Here is a 19139-nt window from a genome sequence, read left to right on the forward strand (position 1 = left end):
AGCGCTCACATCGGTCATCATTGCGATCGCACCTTGAAACTCCCCTGTCTCGCTCAAGATGGGACTCGTTGAGACAATTGTCCATACAAATGACCCATTTTGGCGACGAAACCGAAAGTCGTACTGCTCTTTTGCCTCCTGCTTGCGTTGTTCCCAGTTCTGCTTGGCTTCGCCGTGCGCTCCCTCATCCATAAAGTCCGAAACGAGACGCCCCAGTATTTCCTGGATGCTATAGCCCAGCATCTGAGCCATGCGCTGGTTGACGTAATTTATCCGTCCTTGAGTATCCACTGTCCAAATGCCTTCGTAGGCGGTATCGATGAGGCGGCGATACCGCCCCTCACTCTCCCGCAGGTTCCGCACGCTTACCTCAAGCTGCCGATTGGTCGTGCGTAATGCCTCACATAGGGCACTGATGAGTATCCCTTCGAGTACAAACAAACTTAACCGCAGGCTGTCGCTCAGATCGAGAGCGACCCAATGGAGTGGAGCAATGAATAAATAAGTACTCAGCAGAGCCGATAAGAAGGTGGCAAACAGTCCTGTTCCCATGCCGCCATACCAGGCGCTCACCATGACTGCGCCAAAAAATATCAAGAAAGGAGACTGCGACATGGCGACCCAAGAGTTGAGCAACAGCATCAGCAGCACTGCTGTGCCAACGGCTAATACAGCAACGCCATAATGCTGAACTTGGGAGTGTGTCGCTGTTACCATCTTGTTTTTGGTTGATTGGTAGTGGGGAGCGGATGCCATTTGTCCTGATAGCTGTTGAGCGATCGCTACAGGTATGCAAATGCTCCGAGATTTATATATCCGCTTTAAAAAGTATCAAATACCCCTTAGATAGATTTGAGCGGTTCGAGGGCTACAGTGTCAATCATCCTTTAGATAGGTTAATGTCTTGTAAACTCTGTGGGGACATGGGGTGAGGGAGCAATGTATAAATTTTGAGCCACAGCTTCGTTGTGTGACTGTTTCATCTCCTATAGTTTTCCCCTGGCTTATGGGTTGTGGTAGTAGATTGAGCCGGGAGGCATCGCACCTTTATTTATCCCTAATCCCAAACGATCACAACTGTGGCACTCTGAGAAGAGAATAGAGAGAAATACCTGATATTCTCGCTACTCCCAATCATCTAATAGTTTATGCAAACTCTTTCGACGCCTCAAACTGCACCTAAAGCCCCCGAATTTGACACCACCATTCATCGGCGCAAAACCCGTCCGGTTAAGGTGGGCAACGTCACGATTGGCGGTGGCTTTCCTGTGGTCGTGCAGTCAATGATTAATGAAGATACCTTAGATGTAGAAGGTTCCGTTGCCGCGATTCGCCGCTTGCATGAGATTGGTTGCGAGATTGTCCGCGTCACCGTGCCCAGTATGGCTCATGCCAAAGCCTTGGCAGAAATTAAGCAAAAACTCATCCAAACTTACCAAGATGTACCCCTAGTTGCGGATGTTCACCATAATGGCCTGAAAATTGCCCTGGAAGTAGCGAAGCATGTGGATAAGGTGCGGATTAATCCAGGATTGTATGTCTTTGAGAAGCCAAAAGCTGACCGAAACGAGTACACTCAAGCTGAATTTGAGGAAATTGGCGAAAAAATCCGCGAAACCCTAGAACCTCTGGTTATTTCCCTACGCGATCAGGGTAAAGCGTTGCGGATTGGGGTAAATCACGGTTCCCTGGCTGAACGGATGCTGTTTACCTATGGCGATACGCCAGAAGGGATGGTGGAATCTGCCCTGGAATTTATCCGCATCTGCGAATCTCTGGACTTCCGCAACATTGTTATTTCTTTGAAAGCCTCACGAGCACCGGTGATGGTAGCCGCTTATCGCCTCATGGTGAAGCGGATGGATGAACTGGGGATGGATTACCCCTTGCATCTGGGTGTCACCGAAGCAGGGGATGGCGAGTATGGGCGGATTAAGTCTACGGCCGGTCTTGCGCCACTGCTAGCGGATGGCATTGGCGATACGATTCGCGTCTCTCTCACCGAAGCGCCTGAAAAAGAAATTCCCGTTTGTTACAGCATTCTGCAAGCCTTGGGACTACGGAAGACGATGGTAGAATACGTCGCCTGTCCGTCTTGTGGTCGTACCTTGTTTAACTTAGAAGAGGTATTGCACAAAGTCCGAGAAGCCACCAAACATTTAACAGGTTTAGATATTGCTGTTATGGGTTGCATTGTGAATGGCCCCGGTGAAATGGCAGATGCAGACTATGGTTATGTGGGCAAGCAAGCAGGTTATATCTCTCTTTATCGGGGTCGGGAAGAGATTAAAAAAGTGCCCGAAGAGCAAGGCGTTGAGGAGTTGATTAATTTAATCAAAGCGGATGGTCGTTGGGTCGATCCTTAGTAAACATCTAAAGATAACTTCTCTTCGGGTAGGGTGGGCATTGCCCACCCTAACTGTTTATCTTAAAATTTTGAATCTTTAATTCTTCTTCAAGCTGGTGCGTTATCAGTTCTCCAAAAGGAGAGTCTTTAAAAAGAACTGATGAACGCAACAGATGACAGTGCGAAAGGGCATCTATACCAAAGGAGTAGTGTTTGATGGCTAAATCTCTTTCAAGAAGACGGCTCAACAGAAATTTAATTCGTTGGTTTCTTGAACAAGAAGACCGAAGTGAGCCGGCACAGCATCACCACACCCATTCTTGGTGGCAGGTTATGTGCCTGACGGGTGTAGATTATTTCTCTACCCTGGGCTATCAACCGGGTATTGCCGCCTTGGCAGCAGGTGCTCTTTCACCGATTGCCACCCTGATTTTGGTTCTGCTGACGCTGTTTGGAGCATTGCCGATCTACCGACGTGTTGCTGCCCAAAGTCCTCAGGGTGAAGGGTCTATTGCCATGCTCGAACATTTGCTCCCTTGGTGGCAAGGTAAATTATTTGTACTTTGCCTACTCGGATTTGTGGCAACCGACTTTATTATCACGATGACCCTCTCGGCGGCTGATGCTACTGCTCATATCGTCGAAAATCCGCTCGTACCAAGTTTCTTTCACCATCAGGCGATCGCGATTACCCTGGTGCTGATAGCTTTGCTCGGGGCAGTTTTCCTGAGAGGTTTCCGAGAAGCGATCGGTATTGCAGTCTTTTTGGTTGGAGTCTATCTACTGTTAAACCTCGTTGTTATTGGTGTCGGTTTCTCTCAAATCTTGAATCACCCATCTGCGATCGCTGACTGGCAGAGTGCACTTTTCGCACAACAGAGTAACCCTTTGCTGATGATTGGTGCAGCCGCCCTTCTATTCCCAAAGCTGGCATTGGGATTGTCAGGTTTTGAAACTGGCGTGGCAGTTATGCCCCTCGTGCGGGGCAGCAGCAGCGATACCCATGAACAGCCTAGGGGGCGTATTCGCAATACACACAACCTGCTGGCTACTGCGGCTGTGATCATGAGCTTCTTTTTGCTCACCAGTAGCTTAGTCACTATACTGCTGATTCCAGCCGCAGAATTTCAAACCGGGGGTAAAGCCAATGGACGTGCCCTTGCCTATCTGGCTCATCAGTATCTCGGCAATGGCTTTGGCACTCTTTACGACCTAAGCACCATCAGTATTCTGTGGTTTGCAGGCGCGTCAGCCATGGCAGGACTGCTCAATATCGTGCCTCGCTACCTGCCGCGTTACGGGATGGCACCGAATTGGGCACGAGCCACGCGACCTTTGGTATTAGTTTATACAGTAATTGCCTTTGTTGTCACAATTATCTTCAAGGCTAATGTGGAAGCTCAGGGTGGGGCTTACGCAACGGGCGTACTTGTGCTCATGTCTTCCGCTGCAATTGCTGTGACTCTATCAGCCCACCGCCAGAGATCTAAGGCAGGAACGATCACCTTTGCAATCATCACGCTGTTGTTTATCTACACCACTATTGTCAATATCATTGAGAGACCCGAAGGGATTCGGATCGCTACGTTCTTTATTGGTACCATTATTATCACCTCGCTGATTTCACGCGTGTGGCGGTCTACTGAACTTCGAGTTGAGCGGATCGAAATTGATGAAACGGCTCGTGAATTCATTGCTCAAGAGAGCCAGGGCACGGTACGACTGATTGCTAATCGCAGAAATACAGGCCATGTGCGAGAGTATGTTTTAAAAGAGCAACAGGTGCGGGAAGACCATCATATTCCACCGACCGACCCCATTCTCTTTCTAGAGATTCAGGTGGCTGATGCTTCGGAGTTTGCAGGCATCATCCGAGTCAAAGGCGTGGATGTGGAGGGGTATCATATTCTACGTGCCGAGAGTGCAGCGGTACCGAATGCGATCGCGGCCTTACTTCTGTATATCCGAGACCAGACGGGTAAGATTCCCCATGCTTATTTTGGCTGGGTAGAAGGCAACCCCATCCAATACTTACTCCGCTTTATCTTATTTGGTGAGGGTGATATTGCTGTGGTTACCCGCGAAGTACTGCGTAAGGCGGAAAAGAAGCCGGAACGTCGTCCTGCCATTCATGTTGGGGGGTAAGGAAATGGGACTAATACAAAGTTGTGTTCAAATATAGTAGTCGAGTAGTACGAAGGGCATTCGCCACCTTAGATTAGAAAGTAGTTGATTCAATCAAGAATTTCTAGGAGCGTTAGATGCCCGTAGGATTACCGGAATTTGCCGAAAACCCAGAAAATCGCTGCCCTGTAATTCTCCTCCTCGATACCTCTGCTTCCATGGCAGGTCAACCCATCCAAGAATTGAATCGAGGCATGGGTCTTTTTAAGGAAGATTTACTCAAAGACACACAAGCTTCCCTGAGTGCAGAGGTGGCGATTGTCAGCTTTGGGCCGGTGAAGTTACTTCAAGATTTTGTGACGGTTGACTCTTTCATCCCCCCCCCGTTAACTGCCGATGGTGTGACTCCCATGGGTCAAGCAATTGACTATGCGTTAGATTTGCTGGAAACTCGTAAGGCGACTTACAAAGAAAACGGCATTCAGTATTATCGCCCTTGGGTATTTTTAATTACCGATGGGGCACCGACGGATAGTTGGCAGCGTGCCGCACAACGGGTGCGGGAGGGAGAGAGTCAGGGAAAATTCTCGTTTTTTGCGGTGGCTGTTGAGGGTGCAGATCTCAATACTCTCCAACAAATTACTCCGCCTGAACGTCCACCCGTAACCTTGAAGGGTCTGGATTTTAGTTCTTTATTTGTCTGGTTAAGTACTTCAATGAAGCGGGTTTCTAGTGGCAAAATTGGGGAGGCAGTACCGCTTCCCCCCGTAGGCTGGGGTCAAATTAACACTTAGAGTCTAGAGGAGTTGGCATGGCTTGGAGAGCCGTTGTTCGTTCCTCTGTAGGAACTCGTCATCAAAAACAGCAGCAACCCTGCCAAGATTACGGTAATTATTGCATTCTGAATCATAATGTAATAGTTGGAGCCGTTGCGGATGGGGCTGGTAGCGCTAAATATGCGGATGTTGGCGCTAAATTAGCTGTAGAAACGGTGATGACAATTGTTAGGGAGATTGCGAACTCTCCCCAACCCAAGGAAAATATTTCCAATCCTCTCAATGAGCAGGAAGCGAGAAAACTCTTTTCTAAAATTGTGGTAGAGGTCGTCGCGACATTAGAAGAAAAAGCCATCCATGAAAATTATGCGATCGCTGACTTAGCTTGTACACTTTTAGTAGTTGTGGCGACTCCTGATTGGCTGGCGGCTATGCAAATTGGGGATGGATTTATCGTGGTTGGTTTACAGGGCGAAGCATACCAATTACTTTTCCAGCCGGACAAGGGTGAATTTGTTAATCAAACTACCTTCGTAACATCAACCCATGCTTTAGATGAGATGCAAGTTGATGTCCTCTTAGGCCAACATAAGTTTATCTGTGCCGCAACCGATGGACTAGAGAGGGTCGCCATTCGCATGAGTGATTGGACTCCTTTCTTGCCTTTTTTTAAACCGTTAGAAGAGTATCTGTGGGAAACTCTTCATCCCGAACAAGAGGATGAATACATTAAGACTTTCCTAAACTCTGAACGACTAAATGCTCGAACAGACGACGATAAAACGTTGTTGTTGTGCCTCTACGCTCAAAATTAAACTACGATGTCCATTTTTAATTTTTGACGTTTGATTGAATTATGAGAATCCTCACCTGCGTCAGTACGGGTAAACCCATTTGCCTAACGAAGCAGATTGCTAGCAGTGGTGAGGGAGCCGTTTGGCAAACCGAGCGCAGTGGCTATCTAGGCAAACTTTATCACTCCTTTGAAGATGAGCGAGTTGAAAAACTCAAGGTGATGGTGGCGCATCCCCCCAAAGATCCAAATGCTCATCTCAATCATGTTTCTTTGGCTTGGCCTGAGGAATTGCTCAAAGATCGCAATGGTACTATTTTAGGTTTCTTAATGCCTGCGATCGCAGGAGCAAAGGAACTGCTGGATGTTTATAGCTCAAAACGCCGCCAACAGCTTAAGTTGGAAGTGGATTGGAAATTCCTTCATATTACAGCGCTCAATATTGCCTCTATTATCGAAGCCATTCATGCAGAGGGCTATGTTTTAGGTGATATTAAGCCGCAAAATATTTTAGTGAATAACCGAGCTTTGCCTTCTATTATCGATACAGATTCTTTTCAGGTGTATCATCCTCACAAGAGTCAAGTTTATCGCTGCTTAGTGGGTTCAGAAGGCTTTACACCCGTTGAATTATTAGGTAAGGATTTTCGGACTACGAATCAAACCGAAATTCATGACTCTTTTCGGTTAGCCGTCATTATTCATCTGTTGCTATTTGGCGATAAACCGTTTAAAGGAAAATGGATCGGAACGGGAGACTCACCAGACCCCACTGAATTACTCCGTCGCGGGTTTTGGCCTTATGCCTCCAACAGTTTAATCGAACCAGGGCCATTTACAATTCCCTTAGAGATTGTTCATCCAGAAATTCAACGATGTTTTCTTCGATGTTTTAATGAAGGACATACCAACCCGTCTTTACGTCCAACCGCTAGGGAATGGCGTAAGGCACTCTCCGTCGCTGTCGAACACTTAACCGTTTGTGGAAAGCTAGACAGCCACTACTACAGCACAATTTATGGCAAGTGCTACTGGTGCGATCGCAAACTTCATAAAGGTCTTGATATATTTGCACCCCCAATTCCTAAAATCCAGCCACACTCAACGCTACCGCGTACATTACCCCCGCCGCCAGTTTCTCCGGCTACTTATACCCATCCAGGTGTCACCGCTGCACCCGTTATTACACGACCGAAAAAAATTTCCTCCTCTAAATTTGCTCAGTCTTCGGTTGGATTGCCACCCTTTTTTACACCACCGAAAAAAGTTTCTTCTTCCAAATTTCCCCAGCGTTCTGTTACATCCATACCATCAGGGACTCGTGCAATTATCGGATGGACGACTGGCACAAGTCTGGTTACGGGCGGGATTTTATGGCTAATCCGGACTTTTTTGGGGGATACATCAGAAACGTTCAATGATTGGGTTTTGCATTATCCCCCCGAAGTCATGCAATTTCCTTTTATCCGAATTCCCCCAGAAAATCTGTTGGATGTTATTCAACCCGTCCAGTGGGTGTCGGGGGGAGTGGGTACATTTATCGTAGGGTTTCTTATGGGATTTGTTATTGTCGCCATGCGTTGGCGTCGATAATTCAATGAAATGAAATTTATCTCATTTCTATGGTATTTTTCTGATTAATAGTGTGTATCATGAACCAGGCCAATAATAGAGGCGATGGATGTGGGCTTTTAACTCTATTACTCATTTTATTCATTTGGTCAATTGGGACTATTGCTTTCTGGATAGTCAATATTTTTGCAGCAATTGGAACAACTTTTATATTGTTAATTGATTCCCTGGCTAATGTTTTTACAATCATAGGGATTAAAAACCCAGCCATCGGTTGGTTATTGTTAGGTTGTTTTTTCGGTGGAAGTTTAGGACTCAGTCAGGGATTGAAGCGCACGGGGCATTCGTCGCAAGTGTATAAGGTATATTTAGTAGCGGCTGCTGTATTTTTTATGCTGCAAATTGTGGCTTATTCTAAATGGCAATCTCAATAACGCATTTAATACTTCCCAGCTAAAGATGAGCGAAAAGATGATTGGGCGCGTTAGCTCTGTTTGTATAGCAGTCGCCAAGGCAACTCTTGACTCTCGCCAAAGGGTGATACCAAGATCCGTCAATATGCATCCCTTCTGCATAAAAGCCCTCTGCCTTTTGCTATAACGCACCCAACCTAACCTCACAACGCTTGGCGTCTTAAAAAAAGCAGCAGGGATTCACTAATTTTTTCCGACCAATGGTCTTGAGGATAATGCCCACTTTCCTCAAGCTGAACAAGTTCCACATTCTTAATACCCTTAGCAAACTGTTGTGCAAGCTCAAAGGGAAGCCAGGGGTCTTTCATGCCCCAAACAATTAGAGTGGGTTGTTTCCAGTTGCCAAATCCGGATTCAATTTCTGCCATGGATGACTTCCATTGAATATTTTTAATCGTTGCCACCAGACTCCGCCCCGGATCAGAACTCTTGAGGAAGGGTTTACGATAAATGTCTAAATCCTTGTCTGAAATTCGGTAACGACTCCCCCCCTCCAAGGTTCGGTCAACTAATAACGGGTCTTGGGTTAACATATCTCCCACAAAGGGAAATCCCCACTGTTGCATTGCCCAGGGCAACTTGGCATCAGATGACAAGGGTGTATTGAGAATCGCTAGGCGTTCAATTTGTTCAGGGTAACGTAGGGCGTACTGAAGGCCAACGGAGGCGAGAAATCCTTGAACCACCAAATGAAATCGCTCAATTTCCAGCGCTTTGAGAAACTCTCTCAAGGCATTAATAAAGGCATCGGGGGTATAAGCAAAGTCTCGCTTGTCAGGTTTTGCAGATAAACCCGAACCAATCCAGTCAGGTGCGATCGCTCTCAACCCTTTTTCTGCTAAATCGGGCATCAGCGATGTCCAGCAATAACTGTGGGAGGGCAACCCATGAAGCAGTAGCACGGGTAATGCTTCACTTCTGCCAATGGGGTTCGCTTCCCGATAGAACCACTTCAGCGAACCGACTTCGATTGATTGTTCACTTATAGACACTTGGCTTTCCTACACCGTCGATTGTGGTTTGAGCTTACCCTCCAGTGGGACGTCAGAGCAAGCTCCACTCCTGTGGGGCTGAATTGTCAAGGAATCATAACATATCCAAAATCTTGCTCAAGAATGGAGCTTAGTTGACTTAAATTGTCTTAATAATTAAGCATTCTTGGAATAGCCGTTAACTTGAGGAGAATGGGCATGAATGCCGTTGAACAAGCCAGAAGCTTAGAATTTACGACTAAAATCGCCGCGATCGTCAATTTGTTTAAGTCAGAGTTTCCCGATGCCAGAGCTGACTTGAAACCCTGGCAAAATGACCCGGATACCCAAGAACTCGTCGATCCCGATTCGATTGATATCGGCTTCCACTTACCGGGTTGGAGCCGAAAGTTTCAATGCCGCAGCATCTTAGTGCAAATTCGGCTGTACGAAGACCCAATAATGGGCTGCCGACGAGCCATTGGCATTGAAGCCGCCGGTTTTGACCATCGCGGCAAAGCGTGGCGATGCTCGACGATTCAAAATTGGCAATTTGTGGGAGAGGGCGAACCCGTTCCGGAAGTTCAGGAAAAGCTGAAGTACTTTTGCCGCGAAGCCATCAATATTTTGTCACAAATTGGTAACAGCTAACTTCAAAATAAAGTCAAATTGAAATTTACCCCAGCCCCAAAAACGAAGCCATCAAAATCAATGTTCGGTTGGGAAGAATCTCCAAAGCTGGGACCTGCATACAGGTAAGCTCGGCTATTGGGAGTCAGGGTGTAACTCATCCGGGCAAGCATTTGGTGGTATTGATCTTGTCGTTCTTGTTGGGTGAAGTCAGCGAAGGTGAACTGATAATCGAGAGCCACTTCGAGCGGGGGAATAGGGGTGTACCCCAGGGATGCACCTACATAGTTAATTATCTGAGAGCGATCGCTGGGGTTAGCCAAACTCACGCGCAATTGATAGAAGGTATCTAGCGTGAGCCGCTTCGCTAACACGTCTCGTCGTCCGAGTTCTAGGTAAAGGGCGTGATCATTGAAAAAGCGATCGCCACTATCCTGACTAAATAACTGTCGATTACTCCAACCCAATTGGCCATAGGTGCGACTCCCAATCTTCTGCCGAATTCCCAAGTTGAAATTCAATTCATCATAGTCATACACCGATAACTCACCGTAGCGATTGATATTTCCTCCCACCGAAGCCAACAAATTAGTGTTTGGCCCCAGAGCGGGAGTTGCCAAAAGCGTCAGTCCTGCTCTGAGCAAACCATCATCGATTGGGTCAATTCCGGACAAAATATTATTGCTTCTGAAATAGCCAACTCCCCCTAAAAGGTAAACCGCAGGTTTAGAGGGAGGAGGGGGTACGGGTAACTCCCGTAAGCGCAGTTTTCCCAGTTCGGGGTCTTCACTACTCCCAGGCTGTTGTGATTCTGAACTATTCTCGCTGGCAGACGGTTGGACTTCAACTTCAAAGTTGGGAGCATTTTCAGCTAACTCCTGTAAGCGCAGTTTTCCCAGTTCGGGGTCTTCACTACTCCCAGGCCGTTGTGATTCTGAACTATTCTCGCTGGCAGACGGTTGAACTTCAACTCCAAAGTTGGGAGCATTTTCAGCATCTGCCACTAAGCTTGGCGTAGAATTGCACGGCAGCTTTTGTTCTGGAGTCAGTCTCAGCTCTTGCGTGAGTGAACAAGAGGGAGTGACGCGAACAGAAGGTGATAACTCAAGGGGAGTGAGTCCGGGAGTGAAGGGTTGTTCCCCATCTTGAGCTTGAGTAGAGGACTTCTCCCTCTGTCCCTCTTGCCCTCTAGTGGAGATAAGACTAGAGACTGGATGAGAAGCTGACTGATCAGGAGGACTTTTTGGAGAGTCAAGGGATAGAGATAGGGTACGTGATGCCGAGGAAGCAATAGAGGATGGAGAATTGGAAAACTCGGAACCCGTCGCAGGAATGAGCGGCGATTGGGATTGGGAATAGGCAGAGAGGGGAAGACGCCGTGACGCAAACAGATTGCCTGGGGAAATCCCTATGTCTTCTCTCCCCATCTCCCCTAGTGGCGACTGTTTGGCTGCCTGTGGCAGGGGTTGTGCCCATTCCTTCACCGTGTCTCCTGTCACATCGGGTGGTATTACTTCTGGATGAGCTGGGATAGCATCAGCGTCTTTAGAGGGGGCTGTGAACCCTATCGGTTCTTTTTGGTTCGTGTTCGAGACTGGAAGAGGCGCAGTTCCGACAGGGGACGTAGACCAAGCGGGCTTTGCTAAGGTAAGACCAAGCCAAAAAACTAGACTTCCCAAAATTTCTAAGCGGGATTTTTGGCATTTGGGTGGGAAAAATCCCTCATGCTGAGGTTGTAGTTGGAAAACCCGATGTTGAGAAGAAACTTGGCGACTCATAATCGAATAAATTCTCTGTTTTGAGTATGTATTTTGGTAGATAACTAAGACTTCCCAAGAAAGCAGGGCTGGGTCAGGGAACTAAATCTATAAATCTACGGTCATTTAAAACATAGACGCCTAAACTTCTATTTTGTTTACCGACGATCTGTCATAGGAAGACGAAAGACAGAGGAAGTATGAAGATAAGGACGATTAACTATGAAAATTGGGTGAAATTGTTAAAATTTCTCACCGCTCATCCCTTGTAAGCTTTATTCTTCATAGTTAAGCCTGTTTTTCATCTCCAATCCGGTTCCGATAAAAATTATTGAAGTCCTTGGCTTCTGTATCAATTGGTGGGTCTGCTGAGCCAAAAACTTGACGTTTCTTTTACACTTGGTACTCTCCAATGCTTCGCAAAATCGCTCTTTTACTCGCCGTCACCCTCTGGAGTTCTGGTTCGCTACTTCTGCCCCAGGAAGCGCTCGCCCAAACGGCTTTAACTAGGGCAGTCATTGAATCTTTGAAAAATCAAGTGCGATTGATTCCTAAAAATCAATCAGCTCGGCCTGCTCGCCCATCAGATGCAATCATCCCTGGAGATTCGTTAGCTACAGCCAAGGCATCAACGGCTCAGCTCCGCTTCAATGACGGCTCTCTGGCTCGCCTGGGAGAGCAAGCGGTATTCAGATTTTCTCCCGGTACGCGTACCATGGCGCTGTCCAATGGTACTGCACTGGTGTTAATTCCCCCAGGGCGTGGTCAAACTCGTGTGCGTACACCCAATGCGGCAGCAGGGATTCGGGGGTCAGCACTATTTGTCCGGTATATTCCCGAAACCGATACCACGATTGTAGGAGCGCTAACCAATAGCGGCATTGAGGTTTTTAATGAGGGGGCGTCTCAACGCCAAGAATTAAAAGCTGGCAATATGGCTGTGATTGTTAAGGATCGAATTGAGAAGATTTACGAATTTGATCTGAGGACGTTTTACCAAACCAGTGATTTAGCCTCAGGGCTAAATCTGATGAAGTCAGAATCGACCCCAAGTGTGGATGAAGCGATCGCGCAAGTACAAACTGAAACGTTTGACGCGCTTCAAGCTCAGTCACCTGTAACGGGTCAACAAGTGATTGAAAATCCGAGCTTTGTTCAGCTTGCGGTTAGTCCATCACAAGGCTTTCCGAGTGTGGATCGCCTCATCACTGACGAGACTCCAAATTCTAGACCGCAAAATCTTGACCTACCTGGAAACACGAGCAGAAATGGGATAGATGTCAGGACAATCTTGGATGTAAGACAAATTCGAGACTCTCAAGTATCTCCCCAAAATCCTAACCCGCCAGGTCTAGGAGGGAACTTCCCCGGTGGTGGCAATACGGGTGGGAACTTCCCCGGTGGTGGCAATACGGGTGGGAACTTCCCCGGTGGTGGCAATACGGGTGGGAACTTCCCCGGTGGTGGCAATACCAACGGTATTTTCCCTGGTGGTGGCAATACGGGTGGGAACTTCCCCGGTGGTGGCAATATCAACAATATTGTCCCCGGTGGTGGCAATATCAACAATATTGTCCCCGGTGGTGGCAATATCAACAATATTGTCCCTGGTGGTGGCAATATCAACAATATTGTCCCTGGTGGTGGCAATATCAACAATATTGTCCCTGGTGGTGGCAATACCAATGGTAACTTTCCTGGTGGTGGCAATACCAACGGTATTTTCCCTGGTGGTGGCAATACCAACGGTATTTTCCCTGGTGGTGGCAATACCAACGGTAACTTCCCTGGTGGTGGCAACGGCAACGGTATTGTCCCTCGTGGTGGCAACGGCAACGGTATTGTCCCTCGTGGTGGCAACGGCAACGGGAGGTAACTTCCCCCGTGGTGACAATACCAGGAACCAAGTCAAGGATATAGTCAATAACCTGACCATTCCCCCAGCACTCACACCGTAAGATTCTTGAAGAAGGCAGAAGGCACGGGAGATCATACGAGGAGGCAGAAGGCTTTCATGTTTTGTTCTCTTATGGGATTCAAACCCCTCCTAAACTCCGAGCCAGTGAACATTGTTCACTCTTGGCTTGATAGCCTTACACAAGGGAGAGTCGTGGGTTCATGTCGAAGGCATTCATAAAAGCATAAGAGCCTTCTGTCCTCTGCCTTTTTTCGTCAAATCATAAAAAATGAAGGGTAAGGTAAAAAATCAAACTTTACTCTTTGCCGTTGGGTATAATTTTTTCACCATACAGAACAATCAGTAAAAGTAATATCACTAAGACTAAGACTAAGAATAGATAAGATGCGTCTGAAAAAGCCTTATTGATGAAGAATTCCTAACCTGAGGAATCTAGGCGTTAATGCCAGCCCGTCAAGGTGTTAAAACAGAATAAAATCTGGAGGAAAAACAATGCAACCGATTCGACAAGGCGACGTAATTTTACTTTCTATAAAACAAACCGATCGCACAGCAGCTTTGGAGCAATTAGGGAAAAGGCTACCTCATCTCACCCTGGCTGAAGGCGAAGTAACCGGACACTCCCACCGCATTAGTGAGGGACAAGCTGAGTTATATGAAAAAGATGGCACCCTCTATCTACGAGTCGTTTCAGAAACAGCGACATTAACTCACGAAGAACATAAAGCTATTCAAATTCCTCAAGGTAGCTGGATGGTGCGGATTCAGCGCGAATATGAGCCTGAGGGATGGAGATATGTCGCCGACTAAAATTGCCCAGCTAACGCCTGAACAAGAAGCTGTCATTCCCTCCATCCTAGAAAAGTGGACACGGGTATTCTGCTCAACAGAACCGAGTGATTACCAAAAGGCGGAAGCGGCTGTAAAAACTGCCTATGCGGCAATGGGCAAACCAGAGCCTGTTATTCGCTTTTTCAGTAGTCCTAATGCCGCTAGGTTGGCGATTTTTGAGCCAAAATATCCTCGACAGACGGCGCAACAACTAGGCGTACCTCTACTGATGCCATTTGCTAGCCAACTTCAGGAACAGATAGGGAAGCAGTTAGAAGAATCACTGTGGCATCAATTGCAAATCCAAGTATCGAGCCAAGCATTGCAGAATCTGTTTCAACTGCGAACGATACTGATGTGGCAATCTCAGGCGCAGTTCTCGAACCAACACTTGGAACTACTGGCGCAGTTGCGAGAGCAATGGGTAAGACAAGAGTGGGAGCAACAGCAGGAGGAACTCCGAAACCAACTCCTTCAAGCACCGGGAGGGCAATTGTTGGTGGAAATGGGGGATTCCCTGTGGCAAAATATTGGGGAATCTGTGTGGCAAAATTTAGCCAATCAACCCTTTGTCAAATGGGGGCAACAGCAGTTACAGCAGAACCCCTTTCTTCAGATGCTCGATGTAGTGGGGTTTGCGTATTATGGTCTGTTACTCCCCAGTTTAGAGGCTTCCTCGATTGCTCTGCTTGATTTTTGTATTTCTGTCTTAAATTGCGATCACGATTTGCCGCAATGGCAGGCTTATCAGTCTCTTCTGTCGGAGTGTGGCTGTGTTTTCCCGTTTGAAAACACTTGCATCATTTGCGATCGCCCGACTAAAGTTTCGTTTGACAATGAACATCGTCTCCATGCCGAAGGTGAACCTGCCATTGAGTTTGCCGATGGCTATCGGTTGTACTACTATCGCGGCGTCAGCTTGCCGGAACAATATTGGGTTCAGCCACACCACTGGCAAGCGCGATGGCTGTTAGAAGAACACAATGCTGAATTGCGTCGGGTACTGATTCAGGGAATTGGCTACTCGCGAATTTGCCAAGAATTGCAAACAACTGAACTCGATTCTTGGCGAGAATATACCTTCTTAAAAATCGATAGCGAAGTTGATGTCGAGCCGATCTATTTATTAAAAATGGCATGTCCTAGCACTGGCTATGTTCACGCGATGCGAGTGCCACCGACAATGCGATCGGCGCGTGAGGCGATTCGTTAGATGAATTGGGGAACCGATCCAGAGGAATTTTCCACAGAAAGCTGAAGTTAGAGCTGATGGCTCAAGTAAATCTTAAATCTGTAGGGTGCGTTACATGGCGTTAACGCACCCTACCTCTTTTTGGCCAAACTGGGGTGAAACCTTGATTTTTCGTTGGTTGCCTTGACTTAAAGGCGTCTAATTTTCCAGGATTACACAAGAGAGATAGTTTAATCATCAGTTTATCTTATTTAAGCAATTAATTATTCCTATCCAATTGAACTTTTATTTACAAAAGTAAAAAGATATGTTTAAAACTATATGTCATGGATTGATGACATTTTGATGAATCGCGAGTTTTTCCATTGGCACGAGCTATTTACCTAAGCCCACCATCTGTTTTTTGTGGTTGTTGCAGAGATTTATGAAAAGCTATTTACCGAAAAAGCGAATTAATTCCAGCAATCTACCTCGTTTGAATTACGAAAGCCTTCAGTTAAGATGGCAAAATTACTGGTTCAAGATATGCGGGACTTGGCGTTCATGTCCTCTAACCTGTCCGATCAATAGACCTCATCACAGACATATCTTTTGGAGTTGGTTCGGTAGTTTCCTGGCCATAGCAGCAACGGCTTACCTAAGCACGAAAACAAATTCTCCCCTGCTTATGGCTCCCTTTGGTGCCACTAGCGTATTAATCTTTGGCGTACCTGACAGTCCTTTAGCCCAACCCCGAAATGTGATCGGTGGTAATCTTGTCGCAGCCTTCGTTAGCCTCATAATTCTGCATCTGTTCGGTGCAGAACCTTGGACGATGGGATTAGCGGTGGCAACAGCGATTGGGCTAATGCAACTAACGCGAACATTACATCCTCCTTCGGGAGCTGTTGCTTTAGTGGTGATGATGACAAAGGCACCTTGGCACTTTCTACTAACCCCTACTCTGGAAGGTTCTATAATTCTGGTTCTATGCGCTGTAGTTTTTAATAATTTAGCCGAAGAAAGAACTTATCCCAAGCATTGGCTATGAAAATTCCTGAGCTATATAAATAAAGCTAGATCAAGAACTCAACTCTTCGATCAGCTTCATTAAGTAACTTTCGTGATTTTTTGAAAGAGATTCATGTCCGACTCAGCTACAGGCTCGTTAAATGAGGGAAAGCTTAGTAAGGAAGGGAGTCAAGTTTTCCGTTTTTCACACTTCTCAAATAGTAGCCCGTCTGGGGTTTATTTTTCAGGTCGAATGTACTCCCCTTTTTGACTTTCCAAATCTTGTAGTCGGAAAAGGTCAGAGACGTTTGGGGTTCACAAACTTCTGGCATGTGGTCACCCAGAATAAAATAAGCTGGCCCCTGTCCCATCACTCGTGCGAGACCTGTTTGATCGACCACCACTGACGTACCCTCATCCACTGCGATCGCCAGCACACTATCAGCTATCCCATCCCTAATTTGACGAGCAATAAAAGTCATAGTACGACCCATGCGATCGCGCTTGACGAAGTGCGTGTCTGCGATCGTCTCTGGCAAATTCCCCCAGTTGAATAAGTTGTAAGTAAAAAGAACATCCTCATAGGGGTCTTCGAGTGCCTCACGAGACTCAACCGTATCCGAACAGGCGTTGTAGACAAACTCACTTTGAATCATCGCCCCTGCACTCGTTCCACCAATTGCCCCTCCCTTGGCATAGACGGATTTAACCGCCGTTTCCACCCCTGTTCTGCGGAAGTTCCGGGTGTATTGGCATTGGTCACCCCCTGCAAAGAAGACCACTTCGGCATTGCGAATCATGTCCGCCACATCGGTACGGTTGGCATCCTCTCGGTTAGGGAGAACCAGGGTTTCTACGGAGTCCACGCCATTCATCGCCGAAATCGCCTCATTGTACCCCGCCCCCCCGGAAGACCGAATCACCACAACATCCACCTTGGTCGAACAGTCAGTACACCCTCGAACTTGGTCGATCATCCATTGCAGTGCTTCATCGACATCAGGGCCACCCCCGCCCAAATCAAAGGCTGGGCCCGTCAAAGGAGGATTGACATCGGCAACATTTCCTTGTATATAGTGCGTGACCTTGGCAGCGGCAGGTAAAACTAAGACTGCCATACTCATAATCAGAGCAACTGCCATGATCAAGGCGATTGCCAGGGTGTTTTTGGGCACTGATGAATTCATACCTCTGAATGAATTGGCCATAGATTATGTACCGTGACATCTCCTACACCAACCTGAGTATAGGTATGGTGTAGGCTTCACAACCAATCCGGCTATCGCTTAGGAGGCGTTGTGCTTTAAGAACCGGATGCCCCTCGGCTCTATTTTTTACGTTAATCGCTGCGTTATGGTCACGGTCTAGTTCACATCCGCATGAACAACAATGCCAACGAACATGCAGCTTCTTTGGCACTTTTTCGCCACAATTGGAGCAATCCTGTGTAGTTTTATGGGCACTTACTGGGACAACCAACAAACCAGCATTTTCGGCTTTGTTTGTTAGTATCGACAGAAAGCTAGACCAACCTGCGTCCAAAACAGATTTAGCCAATCTTGTTCGAGCAAGACCCTTTACGTTCAAATCTTCGTGAGCAACTACATCATATTTTGATAACAGCCAATTAGCTGTCTTAAAATGAAAATCTTTCCGTTTGTCTGCGACTTTCTTGTGTTGTTTTCCTAGTTGCTTGATGGCTTTAAGCCTGCCATTACTTCCCTTTTTTCTACGTGATATCCGTTTTTGGATAACCCGTAGACGCTTCTGAGATTTGCGGTAGTGTTGAGGGATGACAACAGTTTCACCTTCAGAAGTTGTTAAAAATTCTTTCAAACCAACATCAACCCCAGTGATTTTATCTGGGTTGAAGTCTGGCTTGATTTCAGGAACTGTCTCGTCTTCTAAGGAAAGTGTAACGTAATACCCGTCAGCTTTTTTCGTAACAGAAGCTGTTTTGACCTTAAACCCATCACTTATAGGACGATGCAAGATAACTTTAACTTTGCCGAACATAGGCAAGTTGATTAGATTGCCTTGCAAACACCCGTCCTTCATCTGGGGATAAGTAAAGGTGCGGTAACGGTTACGCGCCTTGAAACGTGGCTTGCCGCTACGTTTACCGTTGCTATCTCCTTTAAGAAATCGGTCAAATGTTACCTTGACCCGTTTGACAACATCCTGAAGGACTTGAGAATAAATCTCTGCATACCAAGGATGAGTTTTCTTAAGCTGAGGCAACGTCTTCTTTTGCGAGTAATAGTCTGGATTGTCTCGCAACTTTGGTAGATGACAAACAAGGGGGCAAGCGTTAACAGGAGAACGGTTTTGCTCGTACCAATTAAACCTATCAGCCAGCAAGTAGTTGTACTGGCTACAAAGCATTGACAACCATCTATCAATTTCAGTGACTTGCTGTTTTGTTGGACGTAATCGGTACTGATAAGCTGTTCTCATGGTTGCCCTCCCTGAGTCTTATGTTAACATCATTGTGTTCGCATTGACAACACAACATGAAGGGCAAGAACCTGCATATTCGACTATCCGAGAAAAGACTCAACAAACTCAGGACTATAGCTAGTGCTAGAGAAAAAACTATCACTCAGATGGTAGAAGAGTGGATTGATCGTCTATCCAATACATCTATTGACTGAATTAAACTCAGCGAGACTGTCACCAATCTCGCTGGTCTTCAAAACCGTGCATGAAAATTTCTTTTCACACGGCTCCTCAATGGTTTGGTGCTTGTCACGCATACCTCATTA

The 19139-nt window shown here is 46.7% G+C and carries 16 protein-coding genes; 11 read left to right on the forward strand and 5 right to left on the reverse strand.

The window, feature by feature from the left end:
- A partial coding sequence (locus NDI48_31850; protein ID MEP0835765.1) for a PAS domain S-box protein occupies nucleotides 1-717 on the reverse strand: 717 nt, incomplete at its 3' end.
- Nucleotides 718-1148: 431 nt separating this feature from the next.
- Between NDI48_31850 and ispG the strand changes: the two genes are divergently transcribed.
- The 6 genes from ispG (at nucleotide 1149) to NDI48_31880 (ending at nucleotide 8046) form a co-directional block, all read left to right on the forward strand.
- Nucleotides 1149-2366, forward strand: coding sequence for a (E)-4-hydroxy-3-methylbut-2-enyl-diphosphate synthase (ispG, locus tag NDI48_31855; protein ID MEP0835766.1), 1218 nt, complete (start codon nucleotides 1149-1151; stop codon nucleotides 2364-2366).
- Nucleotides 2367-2563: 197 nt separating this feature from the next.
- Nucleotides 2564-4492 (forward strand): amino acid transporter, encoded by a 1929-nt coding sequence (locus NDI48_31860; protein ID MEP0835767.1) that lies wholly within the window; start codon nucleotides 2564-2566, stop codon nucleotides 4490-4492.
- A gap of 116 nt (nucleotides 4493-4608) precedes the next feature.
- A complete protein-coding gene (locus tag NDI48_31865) occupies nucleotides 4609-5265 on the forward strand; it encodes a VWA domain-containing protein (GenBank protein ID MEP0835768.1) in 657 nt (218 codons plus the stop codon).
- Nucleotides 5266-5282: 17 nt separating this feature from the next.
- Nucleotides 5283-6062 (forward strand): protein phosphatase 2C domain-containing protein, encoded by a 780-nt coding sequence (locus NDI48_31870; protein MEP0835769.1) that lies wholly within the window; start codon nucleotides 5283-5285, stop codon nucleotides 6060-6062.
- Nucleotides 6063-6103: 41 nt separating this feature from the next.
- Entirely contained in the window at nucleotides 6104-7633 is a 1530-nt protein-coding gene (locus NDI48_31875) for a hypothetical protein (protein ID MEP0835770.1), read from the forward strand.
- Between the two features lie 59 nt (nucleotides 7634-7692).
- Nucleotides 7693-8046: a hypothetical protein gene (locus NDI48_31880; protein ID MEP0835771.1), complete on the forward strand. Its 354-nt coding sequence runs from the start codon at nucleotides 7693-7695 to the stop codon at nucleotides 8044-8046.
- A gap of 182 nt (nucleotides 8047-8228) precedes the next feature.
- Here NDI48_31880 and NDI48_31885 read toward each other — a convergent pair whose 3' ends face one another.
- The gene (locus tag NDI48_31885; protein MEP0835772.1) at nucleotides 8229-9077 is read right to left on the reverse strand and encodes an alpha/beta fold hydrolase; all 849 of its coding nucleotides are present in this window, start codon (nucleotides 9075-9077) and stop codon (nucleotides 8229-8231) included.
- A gap of 198 nt (nucleotides 9078-9275) precedes the next feature.
- Here NDI48_31885 and NDI48_31890 point away from each other — a divergent pair, with 198 nt between their 5' ends.
- Nucleotides 9276-9707, forward strand: a complete 432-nt coding sequence (locus tag NDI48_31890; protein ID MEP0835773.1) for a hypothetical protein — start codon at nucleotides 9276-9278, stop codon at nucleotides 9705-9707.
- Nucleotides 9708-9709: 2 nt separating this feature from the next.
- Here NDI48_31890 and NDI48_31895 read toward each other — a convergent pair whose 3' ends face one another.
- Nucleotides 9710-11464 (reverse strand): hypothetical protein, encoded by a 1755-nt coding sequence (locus tag NDI48_31895; protein ID MEP0835774.1) that lies wholly within the window; start codon nucleotides 11462-11464, stop codon nucleotides 9710-9712.
- Nucleotides 11465-11855: 391 nt separating this feature from the next.
- Between NDI48_31895 and NDI48_31900 the strand changes: the two genes are divergently transcribed.
- The 4 genes from NDI48_31900 (at nucleotide 11856) to NDI48_31915 (ending at nucleotide 16414) form a co-directional block, all read left to right on the forward strand.
- Nucleotides 11856-13319, forward strand: a complete 1464-nt coding sequence (locus NDI48_31900) for a FecR domain-containing protein (GenBank protein MEP0835775.1) — start codon at nucleotides 11856-11858, stop codon at nucleotides 13317-13319.
- A gap of 534 nt (nucleotides 13320-13853) precedes the next feature.
- On the forward strand, nucleotides 13854-14171 hold the full coding sequence (locus tag NDI48_31905; GenBank protein MEP0835776.1) for a hypothetical protein: 318 nt from the start codon (nucleotides 13854-13856) through the stop codon (nucleotides 14169-14171).
- Complete coding sequence (locus NDI48_31910; GenBank protein ID MEP0835777.1) at nucleotides 14158-15405, forward strand: hypothetical protein; 1248 nt, start codon at nucleotides 14158-14160, stop codon at nucleotides 15403-15405. Before NDI48_31905 ends, NDI48_31910 begins: the two co-directional genes overlap by 14 nt.
- Nucleotides 15406-16051: 646 nt before the next feature.
- Entirely contained in the window at nucleotides 16052-16414 is a 363-nt protein-coding gene (locus tag NDI48_31915; protein ID MEP0835778.1) for an HPP family protein, read from the forward strand.
- Between the two features lie 133 nt (nucleotides 16415-16547).
- Here the strand turns inward: NDI48_31915 and NDI48_31920 are convergent, their stop codons facing one another.
- Both NDI48_31920 and NDI48_31925 read right to left on the reverse strand, forming a co-directional pair.
- The gene (locus NDI48_31920) at nucleotides 16548-17561 is read right to left on the reverse strand and encodes a Type 1 glutamine amidotransferase-like domain-containing protein (protein MEP0835779.1); all 1014 of its coding nucleotides are present in this window, start codon (nucleotides 17559-17561) and stop codon (nucleotides 16548-16550) included.
- Nucleotides 17562-17604: 43 nt separating this feature from the next.
- Nucleotides 17605-18831, reverse strand: coding sequence for a transposase (locus NDI48_31925; GenBank protein ID MEP0835780.1), 1227 nt, complete (start codon nucleotides 18829-18831; stop codon nucleotides 17605-17607).
- Nucleotides 18832-19139 lie beyond the last annotated feature (308 nt).

The organism is Microcoleus sp. AS-A8 (genome assembly GCA_039962225.1).
Lineage (GTDB): Bacteria > Cyanobacteriota > Cyanobacteriia > Cyanobacteriales > Coleofasciculaceae > Allocoleopsis.